The following is a 17,361-nucleotide window of genomic DNA, read 5'->3' as shown; positions in this document are numbered from 1 at the left end:
CGCGCGGCAGAATGCTCGGAACGGATCGAGAGTCAAAAAAGCTCGGTCAGATCCGGGCACTATTTAAAGCAGGGGCGCTACGCGCGTAGATGGCCCCGTTCCCGAGGAGAGTGCGCCATCGACGCGTCCAGCAGCCCTCCGCTCACCGCAGAGACGACAGCCGCGGTCGAGCTGGCGGGGATCACCAAGCGATTCCCGGGTGTCGTAGCCAACCACGACATCCACCTGTCGGTCCGCAAGGGCACCGTCCATGCCCTGGTCGGTGAGAACGGCGCCGGCAAGTCGACCCTGATGAAGATCCTCTACGGTATGCAGAAGCCGGACGAGGGCACCATCGCGGTCGACGGCGAGCAGGTCTCCTTCTCGTCCCCGGCCGACGCCATCGCGCGCGGCATCGGCATGGTCCACCAGCACTTCATGCTGGCGGACAACCTGACCGTCCTCGAGAACGTGGTGCTCGGCAGCGAGAAGCTGTACGGCATCGGCGGCAACGCCCGCAAGAAGATCCGCGAGATCTCCGACCGCTACGGCCTCGGCATCCGCCCGGACGCCCTGGTCGAGGACCTCGGCGTCGCCGACCGGCAGCGCGTGGAGATCCTCAAGGTCCTCTACCGCGGTGCCAAGACCCTGATCCTCGACGAGCCCACCGCCGTCCTCGTCCCGCAGGAGGTCGACGCACTCTTCGACAACCTGCGGGAGCTGAAGTCCGAGGGCCTGTCGGTCATCTTCATCTCGCACAAGCTCGGCGAGGTGCTGTCGGTGGCCGACGACATCACCGTCATCCGCCGCGGTACGACCGTCGGGACCGCGATCCCCTCCCGGACCACCCCGCGTCAGCTCGCCGAACTGATGGTGGGCAGCGAGCTGCCCACCCCGGAGACCGGCGAGTCCACGGTCACCGACAAGCCGGTCATCACCGTCCGCAACCTCACCGTCTACGCCGGCGGCGCCTCCCTCGGCGAGCTCGGCGCGCAGCCCGAGACCGCGACCCCGGGCTCCGCCGGTGCCGCGGCGGGCGCCGACGTGCTCACCGAGGCCACCACGCCCGGCGCGGCCAAGCGAGTCCTCGACGACGTCACCTTCACCATCCACGCCGGTGAGGTCATGGGCATCGCCGGTGTCGAGGGCAACGGCCAGACCGAGCTGATCGACGCGCTGATCGGCACCCGCAACGCCGACTCCGGCACCGTCGAGTTCCTCGGCGAGGACATCACCCCCTGGACGACCCGCAGGCGCCGCGAACGGGGCGTCGGCTACATCCCCGAGGACCGGCACCGCCAGGGCCTGCTCCTGGAGTCCCCGCTCTGGGAGAACCGCATCCTCGGCCATGTCACCGAGAAGCCCAACGCCAAGGGCTTCTGGCTGGACATCAAGGGCGCCCAGGCCGACACCCGCCGGATCGTCGAGGAGTACGACGTCCGCACCCCCGGCATCGACGTCACCGCCGCCTCGCTGTCCGGCGGCAACCAGCAGAAGCTGATCGTCGGCCGTGAGATGAGCCACAGCCCGAAGTTCCTGATCGCCGCCCACCCCACCCGCGGCGTGGACGTCGGCGCCCAGGCGCAGATCTGGGACCGCATCCGGGAGGCCCGCCGGGAGGGCCTGGCCGTGCTCCTGATCTCCGCCGACCTCGACGAACTGATCGGCCTGTCGGACACCCTGCGGGTGATCTTCGACGGAAAGCTGGTCGCGGACGCCGACCCGGCCACCATCACCCCGGAGGAGCTGGGCTCCGCCATGACCGGCGCCGCGTCCGGTCACCTGGAACACGTAGACACCGCCCCAGAAGCACACGAAGGCGCCGCTGGTCCGGAGGACGAGGCCCGATGAAGAAGTTCGACAAGGAGCGGGTGCTCCTCGCGCTGGCCGGCCCGGTCATCGCGCTCGTTCTCGCGATCGCACTGACGTCGATCGTGCTGCTCGCCTCGAACCGCAACCCGTTCGAGCCGTACTCCCTGATGCTCCAGCAGCTGCCGTACTCGGACATCCAGGTGCTGATCGTCAACCAGGCGGCGATGTACTACATCGCGGCCATCGCGGTCGCCCTCGGCTTCCGGATGAACCTGTTCAACATCGGCGTCGACGGCCAGTACCGCCTCGCCGCCGTGATGACGGCCGTGGTCGGCGCCAACGTGGGCCTGCCGGCCTTCCTGCAGATCCCGATGCTGCTGCTGGTCGCCATGTTCACCGGCGCGTTCTGGGCCGGCATCGCGGGCGTCCTCAAGGTCACCCGAGGGGTCAGCGAGGTCGTCGCCACGATCATGCTGAACGCCATCGCCACCAGCGTCATCGGCTACGTCACCCTCGCCAACGTCTGGGGCGTGCAGGTCGGCAACAACATGACGACCGGCGACATGAAGAAGTCCGGCTGGTTCCCCGGCATCAACCTGGGCTCGGACGTCGGCGAGATCTACGGCATGGTGTTCGTCGCCATCGCCCTCGGCATCGCCTACTGGGTGGTCCTCAACCGCACCCGCTTCGGCTTCGACCTGCGCGCCACCGGTGCCTCCGAGTCCGCCGCGGCCGCCTCCGGCGTCGACGCCAAGCGCATGGTCCTGATCTCCATGCTGATCTCCGGCGCGGTCTCCGGCCTCGCGGGCCTGCCGCTGCTGCTCGGCGACACCCACACCTACAGCCTGAGCTTCCCGGCCGGCCTCGGCTTCACCGCCATCGGCATCGCCCTGCTCGGCCGCAACAACCCCGGCGGCATCGCCTTCGCCGCCCTGCTCTGGGCCTTCCTCGACAAGGCCTCGCCCGCCCTCGACTACGCGACCCCGGTGGCGTACGAGAAGGAGATCGCCACGATCATGCAGGGCCTGATCGTCTTCTCCGTGGTCATCTCCTACGAAGCCGTACGCCAGTGGGGCCTGCGCCGCCAGCAGCGCCAGGTCGGCGCGGAGCTCGCCGCGGCCGCCGCCCAGAACACCAAGAAGGAGGTGGCGGCCTGATGTCCACCGCGACCATCGCCAAGCCGCAGGCGAAGCAGCCCGGCAGGGGCGGCCGCCGAATGTCGCTCCCGGTACTCCTGCTGGTCATCGCGGGTGTCCTGATCCTGACCTCGGCCGTCCGCCTGATCACCGGCGCCGACGGCATCACCTCGACCGGGCAGATGTCCACCGCGCTGCGCCTGGCCGTGCCGATCGGCCTCGCCGGTCTCGGCGGTCTGTGGGCCGAGCGCGCGGGCGTCGTCAACATCGGCCTCGAAGGCATGATGATCCTCGGCACCTGGTTCGGTGCCTGGGCCGGCTACCAGTGGGGCCCGTGGGCCGGTGTGGTCTTCGGCATCATCGGCGGCGCGCTCGGCGCCCTGCTGCACGCCGTCGCGACCGTCACCTTCAACGTCAACCACATCGTCTCCGGTGTGGCCCTGAACATCCTCGCGCTGGGAGCCACCCGCTACCTCTCGAAGTTCACCTTCGAGGACGCCCCGGGCGGCTCCTCCAAGCAGTCCCCGCCGATCGACTCACTGGGCACCTTCAGCGTGCCGGGGCTGTCCGACTGGCTGAACACGCTCAACGAGAAGCACTGGTTCCTGATCTCGGACATCGGTGGCCTGGTCGGCGGTCTGCTCACCGACCTCTCCCCGCTGACGGTCATCGCCGTGGCCCTCGTCCCGATCACCTGGTGGGTGCTGTGGCGCACCGCCTTCGGCCTGCGTCTGCGCTCCTGCGGCGAGAACCCGGTCGCGGCCGAGTCCCTGGGCGTCAACGTCTACAAGTACAAGTACATCGCCGTGATCATCAGCGGTGGCTTCGCCGGCCTCGGCGGCGCGTTCCTGTCGATCGTCGCCTCGAACGTCTACCTGGACGGCCAGACGGCCGGCCGCGGTTACATCGGCCTCGCGGCGATGATCTTCGGCAACTGGATGCCGGGCGGCCTGGCCCTCGGCGCGGGCCTGTTCGGCTACACCGACAGCCTCAACCTGCGCGGCGGCACGGTCAACGTGCACGCGCTGATCCTGCTGCTCGCGATCCTGCTGGTGTTCGGCGCGGTCTACCTCGCCTGGCGCAAGAAGTACGTCCCTGCCGTCATCACGATCGTCATCTCGGTCCTGATGTTCATCTGGTACGCCACCACCAACGAGGTCCCGCGTCAGCTCGTGACCGCGACTCCGTACCTCGTCACCCTGCTGGTGCTCTCGCTGTCCGCGCAGTCCCTGCGGATGCCGAAGGCGGACGGCCTGCCGTACCGGAAGGGACAGGGCAAGTGACGGCCGCGGCGGCCGGCTTCGACTGGGAGACCCTGCGGGAGGGGGCGCGGGCGGCCATGTCCCACGCCTACGCGCCGTACTCCGGTTTCCCGGTCGGGGCCGCCGCCCTGGTCGACGACGGCCGTACGGTCTCCGGCTGCAACGTGGAGAACGCCTCCTACGGCCTCGGCCTGTGCGCCGAGTGCGGTCTGGTCTCCGAGCTCCAGCGCACCGGTGGTGGCCGCCTCACCCACTTCACCTGCGTGGACGGCACGGGCGGGCTGCTCGTCCCGTGCGGCCGCTGCCGCCAGCTGCTCTACGAGTTCGGCGGCCCGGACCTTCTGCTGGACACCCCGGCGGGCGTTCTGCCCCTCTCCGAGATGCTGCCCCAGGCCTTCGGCCCGGCCCACCTCACCAAGTAACTCCCGTACGGCCCCTCCTCGTGGGAGGGGCCGTACGGCTTCGCAATGCTTCGAAGGGAACGTCATGGCCATGGACGCCATCTCCGTCATCCGCACCAAGCGCGACCGCGGTGAACTCGGCGACGAGCAGATCGACTGGGTCATCGACGCGTACACACGCGGCGAGGTCGCCGACGAGCAGATGTCGTCGCTCGCGATGGCCATCCTCCTCAACGGCATGAACCGCCGCGAGATCGCCCGCTGGACGGCGGCGATGATCGCCTCCGGCGAGCGCATGGAGTTCTCCTCCCTGTCCCGCCCGACCGCCGACAAGCACTCCACGGGCGGTGTCGGCGACAAGATCACCCTCCCGCTGGCCCCCCTCGTCGCGGCCTGCGGCGCGGCCGTCCCGCAGCTGTCCGGCCGGGGCCTCGGCCACACCGGCGGCACCCTGGACAAGCTGGAGTCCATCCCCGGCTGGCGCGCCCTGCTCTCCAACGAGGAGATGCTGAACGTCCTCGACACCACCGGCGCGGTGATCTGCGCGGCGGGCGACGGCCTGGCCCCGGCCGACAAGAAGCTCTACGCGCTCCGTGACGTGACCGGCACGGTCGAGGCGATCCCGCTGATCGCCTCCTCGATCATGTCCAAGAAGATCGCCGAGGGCACCGGCTCCCTGGTCCTGGACGTGAAGGTCGGCACCGGCGCCTTCATGAAGACCATCGAGGACGCCCGCGAGCTGGCCTCGACCATGGTCGGCCTCGGCACCGACCACGGCGTGAGGACGGTCGCGCTCCTCACCGACATGTCCACGCCCCTCGGCCTCACCGCGGGCAACGCCCTGGAGGTCCGCGAGTCCGTCGAGGTCCTGGCCGGCGGCGGCCCCTGTGACGTCGTGGAGCTGACCCTCGCCCTGGCCCGCGAGATGCTCGACGCGGCCGGCCTCAAGGACGCCGACCCGGCGAAGGCACTGGCCGACGGCTCGGCGATGGACGTCTGGCGCCGGATGATCGCGGCCCAGGGCGGCGACCCGGACGCGGTGCTCCCGGTGGCGAAGGAACAGCACGTGATCAAGGCGCCGTCGTCCGGCGTCCTGACCCGACTGGACGCCTACGGCATCGGTGTCGCCGCCTGGCGCCTGGGCGCGGGCCGCGCCCGCAAGGAGGACCCGGTGCAGGCGGGCGCGGGCGTCGAACTGCACGCCAAGCCCGGCGACACGGTCACGGCGGGCCAGCCCCTGCTGACCCTGCACACGGACACCCCGGACCGCTTCGAGTACGCGCTCCAGTCGGTCGAGGGTTCCTACGACATCGCGGCGCCCGGCACGGAGTTCACGGCGTCCCCCGTCGTGCGGGAACGTATCGCCTGACCAGGGGATTGCTCGATCGGGTGAACGGGACCGGTGGACCTGCACCGGTCCCGTTCGGCATGCTGGGATCGGTGACGCACCGATAGGAGACCGCCGTGAGCGCACTCACCGTCAGCCAGGACCCCGACCAGAACTGGGACGACCTCGTCCGGTACTGGGAGGAGATGGAATGGCCCGAGGGCAGCAAGGTGGAGATCATCGAGGGGATCATCACCGTGTCACCTGCTCCCGCCTCCCGCCACAACGTGATCGCGGAACGCATCCAGCGCCGCCTCTACAGCGTGGTCCCCGACGACTTGGGGATCTTCCAGACCCTCGCCATCGCCGTGCCGTCGAGGCTGGGCATGCTCATCCCGGACCTGGTGGTGGCACCCGTGCGGGAGTGCGCGGAGGCGGACTCCCACATCCCGGCCGCCTTGGCCGAACTCGTCGTCGAGGTCACCTCCAAGTCCAACGCCCGGCACGACCGCGTCGGCAAACCTGCCGCGTACGCCTCCGCCGGCATCCCGCTGTACCTCCTCGTCGACCCGTGGGCTCCCGGCGGTCCCACCGCGACGCTCTACGGCGAGCCCAAGGGCGATGTCTACCGGGTGCTCAGCGCGGTCAAGTTCGGTGACCCCGTCAAGCTGCCGGAGCCGTTCGGCCTCACCATCGACACCGCGGAGTTCCCCGTCGACTGACGGCCCCTCACCCCAGCAGCGCCGCCACGAGCACCAGTACCGGTACCGCCAGCAGCGTGGAGAGCAGGATCGAGTCGCGGGCCAGTTCCTCGCCCACGCGGTAGGTGCTGGCGTAGGTGTAGAGGTTCTGCGCGGCCGGGAGGGCCGAGGTCACCGTCACGTCCAGGAGCGGGGCTCCGTGCAGGCCGAAGACCGCCGATGCCAGGGCCCAGGCGATGAGCGGCTGGCCCACCGACTTCAGGGCCACCGAGAGGAACACGGGGTGGCGGTCGCGGCCCCGGCCCGGCGGGGTGCTGCCGTGCAGGGAGATGCCGAAGGCGAGCAGCACCGCCGGGACCGACATGTTCCCGATCAGGGTCAGGGGGTCCATCACCGGGCCGGGGAGAGTGATGCCGAGCGCCGAGACCAGGACTCCGGTGAGCGAGCCGACGGCTATCGGGTTGCGGAGCGGGGTGAGGAGCCGGCGCCACCAGGGGCCCTTCTCGCCCATGCCGGACAGGTCCAGGATCGTCAGGGCGACCGGGGTGAGGATCACCACCTGGAAGAGCAGGACCGGGGCCACCAGGGACGCGTCGCCCAGCACGTACACGGCGATGGGGATGCCCAGGTTGCCCGAGTTGACGTAGCTGGAGCAGAGCGCGCCGATCGTGGTACGGCCCGCACCCCAGTGCCGTACCGCCCCCACCGCCACGAACGCGCCCGCCGCCGCTGCCGTGGACAGGGCCGTCACCAGCAGCCGGCTGGAGAAGATCACCGCCAGGTCGGCCCTCGCGAGCGTGGTGAAGAGCAGGGCGGGGGAGGCGACGTGGAAGGCCAGCTTGGTCAGCACCTCGCGGCCGTTGACCCCGAGGTGGCCGCCGCGGCCGAGGACGTACCCCACCCCGATGACGATCGCGATGACCGCGAAGCCGCTCAGCACCCCCTGCACGGGACCCCCTCGCGGCGGAGGAGAGCGTCGGGCGGGCAGGGAGGCGGTGCTGATCTGTGGGGCATACACCCAACCCTCCGGGTCGGTCAGGTGCAGGTCAACGGTGTGATCCTTGTGATCTGCGCGACGCCCCCGCGGAGACAGGCACCCTGCCGATGAGTTGTCGAGCCCGCCGCGGTCTACTGATCGTGGATGCCAAGACCCCCGCCGTGCTCGTACTGCCCGGCCCCGTCGCCAAGGACGCGGTGGCCGGGCTGTGTGCCGAGGTGCGGGCAATGCTGGCGGGTGGCACGGCCGGCACCGTCGTCTGCGACGTGGCCGGGATCGGGCCGCCCGGACTGGCGGCCGTCGATCTGCTGGCCCGGCTGGAGCTGACCGCCCGGCGGGCCGGCGGGCGGATACGGCTGCGGGACCCCGACCCCGCGCTACTTTCCCTGCTCCGCTTCGTCGGCCTTCGCCTCCAGATGGAGGGGGAGGCCGAAGAGCGGGAACCAGCGCTTGGTGTCGAGGAAGAAGTGGAACCCGGTCAGCCGGCCGTCTGAGATCTCCAGGACCTGGATCGACCAGGGGCTCCAGCCGCCGGTGTCCGGGTCGGGCTTGTACTGGGCGAACCCGGGCAGGCCGTTGACCTGGACCGGGAACAGCCGGGAGCCCTCGCAGGCGGAGCCGATGGTGGTCATGAAGCCGGCGATGTCCTCGTGGCCGACGAGCCACAGGTCGAACGGCGGCATCGTCATGATGGCGTCCTCGTGGAGGAGCGCCGTCAGCGCCGTCATGTCGTAGCCCTCGAAGGCCGCGACATAGCGCTCAAGGAGCTTTTGCTGCTCCTCGTCCAGCGGGTCGGAGACGTCGGCGGCGGCGCCCGACTGCCGCTGCTCGGCGAGGGTGGCCCGGGCCCGCTGCAGGGCGCTGTTGACCGACGCGACGCTGGTGCCGAGCAGCTCGGCCACCTCGTTGGCCTTCCAGGCCAGCACCTCGCGCAGGATCAGCACCACCCGCTGCTTGGGCGGCAGTTGCTGCAGCGCGGCCATGAAGGCGAGGCGGACGGACTCCTTGGCCACGGCCGCCTCCGCCGGGTCGGCCACGGTCGGCAGCACCCGCGCGTCCGGCACCGGCTCCAGCCAGGTGTTGTCGGGCCGGGGCGCCAGCGCCGCCTGGGCCAGCGGGGTCGACTCGGAGAGGTCCATCGGGCGGGCCCGCTTGTTCCCGGCGGAGAGCATGTCCAGGCAGACGTTCGTCGCGATCCGGTACAGCCACGACCGCAGACTGGAACGGCCCTCGAACTTCTCGTAGCTCCGCCAGGCCCGCACCAGGGTGTCCTGCACGGCGTCCTCGGCCTCGAACGACGAGCCGAGCATCCGGTAGCAGTACCCGGTCAGTTCGGTCCGGTGCTTCTCCAGTGCGACGTCCAGCTCCGCCGTCGCCGTGCTGTCACTCATTGCCGTCCACCCACCCCTGTGGCCGTTCCTGTCCGCGCGCCGTTGCGCTCCAGCACCTGGAAGCTACCGCAGGGGACTGACAATGGCCCTCGGAGTGCGGAAACGTGCAGGTGAGGAGTGGCGGGCGCCCAGGGGGGCGAGGGTGCGGTTCGTGCGGCGGGCGCGGCAACGCCGTGGTCGATCGCGCAGTTCCCCGCGCCCCTCAGGGACGCTTCAGTGAGCGGCTGCCACGACGTGGCGGCGGGCCGCCACCGTGCCCAGCAGGGTGATGGTCACCACGCCCGCGATCGCCAGCAGGGCCACCCCCACCGTCCCCGGCCAGCCGCTCGCGTGGAAGGCGAGCGCGCCCACCGTGCTGCCCGCGCTGGAGCCGATGTAGTAGGCGGACTGGTAGAGGGCGGAGGCCTGGGCCCGGCCGTGGGTGGCCGTCTTGCTGACCGCCGAGGACGCCACCGCGTGGCCCGCGAAGAATCCCGCGGTGATCAGGACCAGGCCCAGCAGGACCAGGGGGAGCGAGTCGGCCAGGGAGAGCAGCAGGCCGGCGGCCGTGGTGCCGCCGCCCAGGTAGAGGGCGCCCCGGCGGCCGAGCCGGCCGACCAGACGGCCCGCCGTGGACGCCGACACCGTACCGACCAGGTAGACGAGGAAGATCGAGCCGACGATGCCCTGGGGGAGTGAGAACGGTTCCTCGGTCAGGCGGTAGCCGATCACCGTGTACACGCCGCCGAAGACGGTCATGAACAGCGCGCCGATCGCGTACAGGCGGCGCAGCAGCGGGTTGGCCAGATGGTCACGGACCGTGCCGAGCAGCCGGCGCGGGTGCAGCGAGCCCGCCTGGAAGTGCCGCGGGGCGGGGAGGAGCAGCCGGAAGGCCACCGCACAGCCGACCGCGATCACGCCGATGACGCCCACCGCGACCCGCCAGCCCCACTCCTGAGCCACCCAGCCGGTGATGACCCGGCCGCTCATCCCGCCGACGCTGTTGCCCGCGACGAACAGGCCGATCGCCGTGACCAGGGCCCTCGGCCGGACCTCCTCGGCCAGGTAGGCCTGCGCCGACGCCGGCAGCCCGGCCAGCGCGGCGCCCTGGACGCCACGGAGCACGATCAGCACGCCCAGAGAGGGCGCGAAGGGCACCAGCAGTCCTACGGTCACCGCGACCGCCAGCGACGCCGTCATGACCGTACGCCGTCCGAAGCGCTCGGAGAGGGCGCTCATCGGGATGACGAACAGCGCCAGGCCGCCGGTCGCCGCCGCCACCGTCCAGCTCGCGTCGCTCGCGGAGACGCCGTAGCCGTCCGAGATCAGCGGGAGCAGGGCCTGCGTGGAGTAGAGGAGGGCGAAGGTCGCGACACCGGCGAGGAAGAGCGCGAAGCTCATCCGGCGGTAGCCGGGACCGCCCGGGGTCAGACGGGAGTCGGCGGCGGGGAGGGACGGGACGGCGTCCACGGTGGCGGACGCCCCGGTACTGGCGGGAGACATGCACCGAACGTACGGACCCCCGCGCTGATCCGTCCAATGCACGGAATCGTCATAATCGTTCCCATGGAGCATCAACGCAGGTCGGCGAAGCGCCTGTCACCGGACAGTGACACGGAAGACATGACGATGTTGCTGGCTCCGCGTCTCGCGTACTTCGCCGGCGTGGCCCGTACGGAGCATGTCACCAGGGCCGCGCAGGAGATCGACGTCCCCCAGTCCACGCTCTCGCGTGCGATGGCGCGCCTGGAGCAGGACCTCGGCGTCGACCTCTTCACCCGCCATGGCCGCACCGTCTCCCTCACCCCGGCCGGCCGCACGTTCCTCACCTCGGTCGAACGTGCCCTCGCCGAGGTCCGGCGCGCCGCCGACGAGGTACGGGCCGACGCCGACCCCGCGACGGGCAAGGTCGCCTTCGGCTTCCTGCACACGATGGGAGCGGAGACCGTCCCCGGCCTCCTCCAGGCCTTCCGCGTCGACCATCCCCGGGTCCGCTTCGGCCTCGTCCAGAACTACGGCGAGGCGATGATCGAGAAGCTCCGGGCGGGCGAGCTGGACCTGTGCCTCACCTCGCCGGTGCCGGACGCCCCGGACCTGGTGGCCAGACGGCTGGACGAACAGAAACTCCGTCTGGTGGTTCCCGCGGACCACCCGCTGGCCGCCCGCAAGCGCATCCGCCTCGCCGAAGCGGCCGACGAGACGTTCGTGACCCTGGAACCGGGCTACGGTCTGCGCCGCATCACCGACGACCTGTGCCAGGAGGCCGGCTTCCGCCCCCGGATCGCCTTCGAGGGCGAGGAGGCGGAGACCCTGCGGGGCCTGGTGGCGGCGGGGCTGGGGGTCGCGCTGCTCCCCCCACCCGCGTTTCCCCGCCCGGGAGTCGTGGAACTGACGGTCACGGCCCCGAGAGCGGCGAGGGAGATCGGTGTGGCATGGCTCCAGGGCCACCCGGACACGCCGCCGGTGGCCGCGTTCAAGAAGTTCCTGCTGTCGAGGAGGGGAAACCTGCTCCCGACCTAGGAACCGCGCAGCAAACGCCCGCCGCCCGCACCCCGAAGCCGGCCGTCACCCCTTCCGGAGCGACCGGCCGAACCCCGCGGCAAGGGGCATCCGCAACCCGATCGGCGGCGGCGCCGCCAGCGCGTCCTCCACCGGCCGCGAGACCGCGTGCCCGTACAGCGCCCCCATGACGAAGTCCGAGGCGAGCGCGAGGACTTCGTCACGGTGCTGATGCAGCCCGTGCCCGTCCGAGTGCACCTCGAACCGGCACACCTCCCGGTTCGCCTTCTTCGCCCGCGCCGCCAGTTGGAACGACAGCTCGGGGTCGGTCCGTTCGTCGTTCGTGCCGTGCACGAGCAGCACCCGGCGCCCCACCAGCTGCCGAACCGGTTCCTCGGGTGCCGCCACGTCCGTCTCCGGCAGCCAAGGGGCTATGGACACCACGCAGTTGACGGCTTCGTGGCCGCCCGCCCGCAGCGCGGCCCGGCCGCCCATGCCCAGCCCCAGCAGACACACCGGGACGTCGCCGTACCGCCGTACCACCTCGTCGGCGGCCCAGCTCGCGTCGCCCGCGAGATGCGCCTCGGTGCCGTTCCAGCCGCGGTAGCGGTAGTGCACGAGGTGTGCGGCCAGCCCCTCGTCGCGGCCGTCCCGGGCGAGCCGGCGTCCGAGCGCGCGGATGAAGGGCGTCGCCCATACGGGGGACGGTCTGCGGGCGGAGACCTCCTCACCGTCCGGGAGCAGCAGGACCGCTCCGCTCACCGTCGTCGGCTCCTGACCGACTGCTCTGCCCAGCCTGGCCGTTCGGACCGGCGTCGCTTGCTGTGCCATGACAGAACAGTGTCAGAAGAAGCGGTGTACGCGACCCGTCGGTGCGGTCACCGTTGCGTATCGACGGACCACGGAATGCGCAGAGTACCGGGCGATCTACGCGCGTAGGAGTTACAGTGCGGAAATGACGAGCCAGAGCATCGCGAACACCCCGACGCCGGAGCAGATCCGCCGGGCACCGAAGGTTCTGCTGCACGACCATCTCGACGGCGGCCTGCGCCCCGGTACGGTCGCCGACCTCGCGCGGGAGACGGGGTACGCCCAACTCCCCGAGTCCGACCCGGACAAGCTCGGCGTCTGGTTCCGGGAGGCCGCCGACTCCGGCTCGCTGGAGCGGTACCTGGAGACGTTCTCGCACACCGTCGGGGTCATGCAGACCCGGGACGCGCTGGTGCGGGTCGCGCGGGAGTGCGCGGAGGACCTCGCCGAGGACGGTGTCGTCTACGCCGAGGTGCGGTACGCGCCCGAGCAGCACCTCGAAGGGGGCCTGTCCCTGGAAGGTGTCGTCGAGGCCGTCAACGAGGGCTTCAGGCAGGGCGAGGCGCTCGCCCGGGAGAACGGCCGGCGGATCCGGGTCGGTGCCCTGCTCACCGCCATGCGGCACGCGGCCCGCTCCCTGGAGATCGCCGAACTCGCCAACCGCTACCGGGACCTGGGCGTCGTCGGCTTCGACATCGCCGGTGCCGAGGCCGGCTTCCCGCCCACCCGGCACCTCGACGCCTTCGAGTACCTCAAGCGCGAGAACAACCACTTCACCATCCATGCCGGCGAGGCCTTCGGGCTGCCGTCGATCTGGCAGGCACTCCAGTGGTGCGGTGCCGACCGGCTCGGGCACGGCGTGCGGATCATCGACGACATCCAGGTCCACGAGGACGGCACGGTCAAGCTCGGCCGCCTCGCTTCGTACGTCCGCGACAAGCGGATCCCGCTGGAGCTGTGCCCGAGCTCCAACCTCCAGACCGGGGCCGCCGACTCCTACGCCCAGCACCCGATCGGACTGCTGCGGCGGCTGCACTTCCGGGCCACCGTGAACACGGACAACCGGCTGATGTCCGGGACCAGCATGACCCGGGAATTCGAGCACCTTGTCGAGGCATTCGGTTACACGCTCGACGACATGCAGTGGTTCTCCGTCAATGCGATGAAATCAGCGTTCATTCCTTTCGATGAACGACTCGCCATGATCAATGACGTCGTGAAGCCGGGGTATGCGGAACTGAAGTCCGAGTGGCTGTTCCGGCAGACCGCCTCCACCAGCGGTTCTGTCGATCCGCAGGGCTGATCAGGGGGCGCGGCGGGGTACGGAATGCGGACGGGCTCTCACGGCCCGTCCGCATTTCGGTGTTTGCGGCGGGCGGTCCGGCATGTTTACGGTCGTGGACCGCTCAGCGCATTTTTTAAAAATCCCCGTACCCGTATTCCAAGGACGCATCAACCATGAAGCAGTCTGCTGCCAAGACCCTCGGTGTCGCCGCCCTCGGTGCCGCCTTCGCCGCCGTCGGCGCGGGCGCGGCCAATGCGGCCCCGGCCGTCCCGGGCTCCTCGCAGGCCCTGGACTCCGTCAACAGGACGCTGCCGGCCGAGAACGTCTCCAAGACCCTGCCGGGGGCCGGTGAGGCCCTGACGCAGGGGCGGACCGGCCTCGCCGCCGGTCTTGCCGCCGCCCAGCCGGCCGCCGAGCAGCTGCTCGGCGGCGGCCCGGCCAAGCCCGTCGCCGGCCTCCTCGGCGGACTGCCGGTCCAGGGCCTGCCCACGCACGGCCTGCCGGTGAACGGGATTCCGATCGGCTGACCTCTCCCCAGCCGGTCGGCAACGCCGTCGGGGCGCACCAGACGACCCCCGTGTGCCCCCACAGAGTTTTCTCCCCCAGGGGTCCCCCAGCGGTGGCCTTCTCCTCCGAGGGGAGGAGGATCCACAGCGCGATGTAGAGCAGGAACTGCGGGCCCGGCAGCAGGCACGACAGCAGGAAGATCACCCGCATCGTCGTCGCGGAGGTGCCGAAGCGGCGGGCCAGCGCGGCGCACACTCCGCCGATCATGCGGCCGTGGGTGGGGCGGGCGAGGCTGGACATCCGCGTCTCCTTCGTGAGTCCCCGGTGCGCTGCGCGACCGGTTCGAGGCGGCCCGTGCGGCCCCTCGTCTGCCCTCAACGGTACGGAGACGAACCAGGTCGAAGCGTCGCTCTACGGGGCGATCCCGACCCTGGGAATCGTCGGGGTACGACCCTGAGCCGGGTCCTCCTGGGGGAGGGCCGCCGGCCAGCGCCGCCCACCTCGCCGACGGAGCCGGGAGCGGGCCGCCGGAACCACCGCCAGATGCGCGACGAGCACGCCGGCCGTGTTCAGGAGGACCGAGTCGACGTCCACCACCCGTCCGGGCACCCCGGTCTGCAGCAGGGCGATGCCGAGCGAGATCAGGGCGCCCGTGGCGGCGGTACGGATCAGGGAGGCGAGCGGCGAGACACGGAGCCGGCCGTGGACCAGCGGGAGCAGCACACCCAGCGGGGCGAGCAGCGCGAGGCCCTCACCGATCCGGTGGGCGGCCTCGAGCGGGCCCAGTGCCAGATCGGCGCGGATCCCGGCGAACGGGTGCAGGTTGGCGGGCATCACCCACGGCACGTCCAGTGGCCGCAGCATCAGCCAGGCGACGAACGCGAGATGGGCGACAAGGAGGACACCTCCTGCCACACGGACGCGGATCGCGGCGCTGCCGCCGATGGAGCCTTGACGCTGCACGCCCCACAAGACGCCCCGGCACACGCGAACGGTTCCGGATGCGAGGGGGTGAGGCTTTCCCCACACGGCTGAGCGGAGAGCCCCGTCAGGGGCGCGGGCAACCACTTCCGGCCCGCACCCGCCGCACCACGCTCCCCGGCACCCCACGAGGCGCCGAAGCGCCCCTCACCCGGAAGACACCTCCCCGGAGGGCGGCCGGTTCCCGCTCGGAGAGTTCCGTACCGCGTCCGTGCACTCGTACCGCAGCAGCGGCTCCCGCCCCGGCCCGCCCAGGATCACCGAACCGTCGCCCTCGGCCGCGGCCGAGTCGGAGAGCGTGCACACGATCTGGCCCAGCGCGTACGACGTCAGCTGGGCCGGCGACGTGCTCAGCCGCAGCGTGTCCTCCGGATCCCCGGGCCGGGGCCCGACGACCGACATCCCGCCGCGCACGTACGTCGTGTAGCCCGCCGACTTCTCGGCGGCCGTGGGCGTCTCCGCGAGCTGGTCGAGCAGCCCCTGGGCGACGATCACCCGCCGCTGCGCGTCCGCCGTGCCCTCCGGGACGCGTACCGCCCGGTCCACGGTCACCAGCGAGGAGCCGCACAGCAGGAACACCTGCACCGGCACCCCCTGCTCGGGCTGGGCCGACAGGTCCGGCTGGGTCATCGAGCACGGCACCCGCGAGGGCGCCCCGCCGAAGTCGGTCGGCACCTCGGTGGCCCGGATCCCGCACCCGCAGAGCGCGAGCGCCAGCCCGGCGAGGGCCAGGAGTCTTCGTCCGTGCATCAGGCGTCCTTCTCCCCGGCGTCCTGGCTCTCCGCGGTCAGCGTCGAGGCGTCCCTGGGCAGCCGCAGGGTGAACACCGCGCCGCCCTCGGGCGAGTTGGCCGCGGTGATCGAGCCGCCGTGGATCCGGGCGTTCTCCGTCGCGATGGACAGGCCCAGGCCGCTGCCCTCGGAGCGCGGCCGGGAGGCGCTCGCCTTGTAGAACCGGTCGAAGACGTGGGGCAGGACGTCCTCGGGGATACCGGGTCCGTGGTCGCGCACGGCGACCACCAGCTCGCCGCCCTCCTGCTGGTCCATGCGCACCGACACGCGTACCGGCGAACCGCCGTGCTTGAGCGCGTTGCCGATCAGGTTGGCGAGGATCACGTCGAGGCGGCGCGGGTCGAGGCGGGCGTGGATGCCGCGCTCGGCGTCCAGCTCCACCGCGTCCAGCCAGGCCCGTGCGTCGATGCAGGCGGTGATCTGGTCGGCGATGTCGACGTCGTCGAGGACCAGCCGGGCCGTACCGGCGTCGAAGCGGGTGACCTCCATCAGGTTCTCGACGAGGTCGTTGAGGCGGCGCGTCTCGCTGACGACCAGCCGGACGGCGGGCTCGATCATCGGGTCCATCGACCCTGACTCCGCCTCCAGCTCCTCCTCCAGGATCTCGGTCACGGCGGTGATCGCGGTGAGCGGCGTCCGCAGTTCATGGCTCATGTCGGCGACGAAGCGGCGCGAGGCGTCGTCCCGCGCGGCCATGTCGTCGACCCGTTTCTCCAGCGCCTCGGCCGCGTCGTTGAACGTCCGTGACAGGTCGGCGAGTTCGTCCGTCCCCGACACCCGCAGCCGGGTGTCTAGCCTGCCCTCGCCGAGCCGCCGCGCGGCGACGCCCAGCCGGTGCACCGGCTTCAGCACGGTCGTCGCGGCGGCCTGCGCGAGCAGGGCCGAGCCGATGAGCGCCAGCCCGGTGGCGATGCCCAGCGACCACGCCAGCGAGTTGAGGTCCTTCGCCTCGGGCTCCAGGGACTTCATCATGTAGCCGGTCGGCCCGCCGCCGATCAGCCGGGTCCCGGCCACCAGGTACGGCGTGCCGTGGTCGACGACCCGCTGCCAGTACAGGTGGTAGGCCGACTTGTTGGAGTCGGTCAGCTTCTGCTGCTTGTCGACGGCGGTGCGCAGGGACCGGGGCACGTCGTCGAGCGCGAACGCGCTCAGCCCGTCCGAACTGCCGTACACCGTCTTGCCGTCCGGGTCCTGTCCGACCAGTAACACGCTGAACCGCTGGCTGCTGCCGGCCATCTGACCGGCCGTGCGCTGGAGTTCGTCCTGGGTGGGATGGACGGGCAGCGCGCCCGCCCGGTTCTGCATCTCCTGCTGGAAGTCGCGCAGCACCGCGTCCTGGGTGCGGGTGAGCACGGCCTCGCGGTTCAGCCAGTACGCGATGCCGGACGCGGACACGGCCGCGGTCAGCGCGACGAGCCCGAAGACCACGACGAGCCGCAGCCGCAGACTGGTGAAACGCAGCCTGGACATGGCCCCCCTGCGATCCGCGGCCCAGCCGCGGAA

At 71.2% G+C, this 17,361-nt stretch carries 17 protein-coding genes and 1 pseudogene; 10 read left to right on the top strand and 8 right to left on the bottom strand.

Annotated features, from left to right (window positions below; translation table 11 throughout):
- Positions 1 to 117: 117 nt before the first annotated feature.
- The 6 genes from ACZ4O3_RS29830 (at position 118) to ACZ4O3_RS29805 (ending at position 6,639) form a co-directional block, all read left to right on the top strand.
- Positions 118 to 1,830 carry an ABC transporter ATP-binding protein gene (locus ACZ4O3_RS29830; RefSeq protein WP_362715256.1) on the top strand — a complete coding sequence of 571 codons (1,713 nt, stop codon included), beginning with the start codon at positions 118 to 120 and terminating at the stop codon, positions 1,828 to 1,830.
- A complete protein-coding gene (locus tag ACZ4O3_RS29825) occupies positions 1,827 to 2,948 on the top strand; it encodes an ABC transporter permease (protein ID WP_362715229.1) in 1,122 nt (373 codons plus the stop codon). The genes ACZ4O3_RS29830 and ACZ4O3_RS29825 overlap by 4 nt, the downstream gene beginning before the upstream one ends.
- On the top strand, positions 2,948 to 4,210 hold the full coding sequence (locus ACZ4O3_RS29820) for an ABC transporter permease (protein ID WP_362715232.1): 1,263 nt from the start codon (positions 2,948 to 2,950) through the stop codon (positions 4,208 to 4,210). The genes ACZ4O3_RS29825 and ACZ4O3_RS29820 overlap by 1 nt, the downstream gene beginning before the upstream one ends.
- Positions 4,207 to 4,611: a cytidine deaminase gene (locus ACZ4O3_RS29815; protein ID WP_362715235.1), complete on the top strand. Its 405-nt coding sequence runs from the start codon at positions 4,207 to 4,209 to the stop codon at positions 4,609 to 4,611. Before ACZ4O3_RS29820 ends, ACZ4O3_RS29815 begins: the two co-directional genes overlap by 4 nt.
- A gap of 70 nt (positions 4,612 to 4,681) precedes the next feature.
- Positions 4,682 to 5,959, top strand: a complete 1,278-nt coding sequence (locus ACZ4O3_RS29810; protein ID WP_467725164.1) for a thymidine phosphorylase — start codon at positions 4,682 to 4,684, stop codon at positions 5,957 to 5,959.
- A gap of 95 nt (positions 5,960 to 6,054) precedes the next feature.
- Positions 6,055 to 6,639, top strand: coding sequence for a Uma2 family endonuclease (locus ACZ4O3_RS29805; RefSeq protein WP_362715238.1), 585 nt, complete (start codon positions 6,055 to 6,057; stop codon positions 6,637 to 6,639).
- A gap of 7 nt (positions 6,640 to 6,646) precedes the next feature.
- On the opposite strand, the gene ACZ4O3_RS29800 is transcribed toward ACZ4O3_RS29805, so the two are convergent.
- Complete coding sequence (locus ACZ4O3_RS29800) at positions 6,647 to 7,567, bottom strand: AEC family transporter (protein WP_362715241.1); 921 nt, start codon at positions 7,565 to 7,567, stop codon at positions 6,647 to 6,649.
- 155 nt (positions 7,568 to 7,722) lie between these two features.
- Between ACZ4O3_RS29800 and ACZ4O3_RS29795 the strand changes: the two genes are divergently transcribed.
- Complete coding sequence (locus ACZ4O3_RS29795; protein WP_467725162.1) at positions 7,723 to 8,109, top strand: STAS domain-containing protein; 387 nt, start codon at positions 7,723 to 7,725, stop codon at positions 8,107 to 8,109.
- Here the strand turns inward: ACZ4O3_RS29795 and ACZ4O3_RS29790 are convergent.
- Positions 7,993 to 9,006 carry a sigma-70 family RNA polymerase sigma factor gene (locus ACZ4O3_RS29790; RefSeq protein ID WP_362715247.1) on the bottom strand — a complete coding sequence of 338 codons (1,014 nt, stop codon included), beginning with the start codon at positions 9,004 to 9,006 and terminating at the stop codon, positions 7,993 to 7,995. The two genes, ACZ4O3_RS29795 and ACZ4O3_RS29790, sit on opposite strands and share 117 nt — an antisense overlap.
- Before the next feature lie 213 nt (positions 9,007 to 9,219).
- Positions 9,220 to 10,488: an MFS transporter gene (locus ACZ4O3_RS29785; protein ID WP_467725160.1), complete on the bottom strand. Its 1,269-nt coding sequence runs from the start codon at positions 10,486 to 10,488 to the stop codon at positions 9,220 to 9,222.
- A gap of 63 nt (positions 10,489 to 10,551) precedes the next feature.
- Here ACZ4O3_RS29785 and ACZ4O3_RS29780 point away from each other — a divergent pair, with 63 nt between their 5' ends.
- On the top strand, positions 10,552 to 11,505 hold the full coding sequence (locus tag ACZ4O3_RS29780) for a LysR family transcriptional regulator (protein ID WP_362715253.1): 954 nt from the start codon (positions 10,552 to 10,554) through the stop codon (positions 11,503 to 11,505).
- Positions 11,506 to 11,550: 45 nt separating this feature from the next.
- On the opposite strand, the gene ACZ4O3_RS29775 is transcribed toward ACZ4O3_RS29780, so the two are convergent.
- Complete coding sequence (locus ACZ4O3_RS29775; RefSeq protein WP_467725158.1) at positions 11,551 to 12,315, bottom strand: dienelactone hydrolase family protein; 765 nt, start codon at positions 12,313 to 12,315, stop codon at positions 11,551 to 11,553.
- A 124-nt stretch (positions 12,316 to 12,439) separates the two neighbouring features.
- Between ACZ4O3_RS29775 and ACZ4O3_RS29770 the strand changes: the two genes are divergently transcribed.
- Both ACZ4O3_RS29770 and ACZ4O3_RS29765 read left to right on the top strand, forming a co-directional pair.
- Positions 12,440 to 13,597, top strand: a complete 1,158-nt coding sequence (locus tag ACZ4O3_RS29770; protein ID WP_384989248.1) for an adenosine deaminase — start codon at positions 12,440 to 12,442, stop codon at positions 13,595 to 13,597.
- Between the two features lie 155 nt (positions 13,598 to 13,752).
- Positions 13,753 to 14,106: an ATP-binding protein gene (locus ACZ4O3_RS29765; protein ID WP_467725156.1), complete on the top strand. Its 354-nt coding sequence runs from the start codon at positions 13,753 to 13,755 to the stop codon at positions 14,104 to 14,106.
- Between the two features lie 94 nt (positions 14,107 to 14,200).
- Here the strand turns inward: ACZ4O3_RS29765 and ACZ4O3_RS29760 are convergent.
- The 4 genes and pseudogenes from ACZ4O3_RS29760 to ACZ4O3_RS29745 form a co-directional block, all read right to left on the bottom strand.
- Positions 14,201 to 14,386 (bottom strand): annotated as a pseudogene (locus ACZ4O3_RS29760) (PspC domain-containing protein); the annotation flags it as partial.
- A gap of 111 nt (positions 14,387 to 14,497) precedes the next feature.
- On the bottom strand, positions 14,498 to 15,049 hold the full coding sequence (locus ACZ4O3_RS29755; protein WP_362731044.1) for a VanZ family protein: 552 nt from the start codon (positions 15,047 to 15,049) through the stop codon (positions 14,498 to 14,500).
- Between the two features lie 165 nt (positions 15,050 to 15,214).
- Positions 15,215 to 15,817, bottom strand: coding sequence for a hypothetical protein (locus ACZ4O3_RS29750; RefSeq protein ID WP_362731042.1), 603 nt, complete (start codon positions 15,815 to 15,817; stop codon positions 15,215 to 15,217).
- Entirely contained in the window at positions 15,817 to 17,328 is a 1,512-nt protein-coding gene (locus ACZ4O3_RS29745; protein ID WP_384996257.1) for an ATP-binding protein, read from the bottom strand. The genes ACZ4O3_RS29750 and ACZ4O3_RS29745 overlap by 1 nt, the downstream gene beginning before the upstream one ends.
- Positions 17,329 to 17,361 lie beyond the last annotated feature (33 nt).

The organism is Streptomyces sp. NPDC026515 (genome assembly GCF_055567595.1).
The sequence above is the reverse complement of the archived record's forward strand: the minus strand, read 5'-3'. Positions and strand labels throughout refer to the sequence as shown.